The following is a 1,397-nucleotide window of genomic DNA, read 5'->3' as shown; positions in this document are numbered from 1 at the left end:
GCCGCTCGCCCCGGCCCCGGCACCGGCCCCGTCGCGCGGGAGCGCACCCGTCGTGCGCGACGACACCGGCGGCGTCACCCGGGAGCGGGAGACGGCGGCCCCCGAGCCGGTCGAACCCGCCCCCGTCGCGACCCCGGCCCCGGCCGACCCGCCGCGCACCACCCCGGAGCGGATCCGCGAGCGCCCGTCGGGGGTCCCCGACCGGGACGCCTCGCGCGAGGAGGAGGTCCGCTTCGCCTGCGAGCAGGGGTGGGTGTCGAGCGCGCTCTGCCCGTAGACCGGACCCCGGACACCGGTGACCGATTCCCGCCAGTGACGGCGGTCGCCCAGTGGCATCGTCGGTGCCGTGCTGCTCGACCACGACGCCTGTTACCGCGCCGTCGCCGCCAAGGACGCGCGGTTCGACGGCCAGTTCGTCACGGCCGTGCGCACCACCGGCATCTACTGCCGCCCGTCCTGCCCGGTACCGCCTCCGCGCTCGCGCAACGTCGAGTTCCTGCGCACCGCGGCCGCCGCGCAGACCGCGGGCTACCGCGCCTGCCGGCGGTGCCTGCCCGACGCCGTCCCCGGCTCGCCGGAGTGGAACCTGCGCGCGGACGCCGCCGGGCGGGCCATGCGCCTGATCGCCGACGGCGTCGTCGAGCGCGACGGGGTCCCTGGGCTCGCGTCGCGGCTGGGCTACTCGCCCCGCCAGCTCGGCCGGATCCTCACCTCCGAGGTGGGCGCCGGGCCCCTGGCCCTGGCCCGCGCGCAGCGCGCGCACACCGCCCGCATCCTGGTCGAGACCACCCCGCTCGGGCTGGCCGACGTCGCGTTCGCCGCCGGGTTCGGCAGCGTCCGCCAGTTCAACGACACCGTCCGCACCGTCTACGGCGTCCCGCCCTCGCAGCTGCGCGCCGAGGCCGCCCGCCGGTCGCGGACCCGTGAGCCCGGTCCGCCGGGAGCGCTGGTCCTGCGCCTGCCCTACCGATCCCCGTTCGACCCGCACGGCCTGCTCGACCACCTCGCGGCCCGCGCCGTCGACGGCGTCGAGGCCGTCACTGGCGGCACATACCGGCGCACGCTGCGGCTGCCGCACGGACCGGCCGTCGTCGCGCTGGACCTGACCGCGCGGGCCGGGGCCGTGGTCGCGACGCTGCGGGCGTCCGACCCGCGGGACGTCGGGCCCGCGGTGTCCCGGCTGCGCCGGCTGCTCGACCTCGACGCCGACCCGCTCGCCGTCGACGCCGTGCTGGGTGCCGACGCCGCACTCGCCCCGCTGGTCGCCGCGACGCCCGGGATCCGGCTGGCGGGCACCGTCGACCCGGCCGAGACGGCGGTGCGCACGGTGCTGGGCCAGCAGGTGTCGGTCGCCGCCGCCCGCACCGCCGCGGCTCGTCTCGCGGCCGTGCACGGGA

General features: G+C 79.0%; 1 protein-coding gene and 1 pseudogene. Both read left to right on the top strand.

The features are described 5' to 3' along the window. A pseudogene (locus NH602_RS30860) lies at positions 1 to 277 on the top strand (hypothetical protein); the annotation flags it as partial. A 69-nt stretch (positions 278 to 346) separates the two neighbouring features. Beyond that, positions 347 to 1,397 (top strand): AlkA N-terminal domain-containing protein (locus NH602_RS30855; protein ID WP_253069693.1); only part of this gene is annotated, 1,051 nt, incomplete at its 3' end.

It is taken from the genome of Pseudonocardia sp. McavD-2-B (genome assembly GCF_024124365.1).
Lineage (GTDB): Bacteria > Actinomycetota > Actinomycetes > Mycobacteriales > Pseudonocardiaceae > Pseudonocardia > Pseudonocardia alni.
The sequence above is the reverse complement of the archived record's forward strand: the minus strand, read 5'-3'. Positions and strand labels throughout refer to the sequence as shown.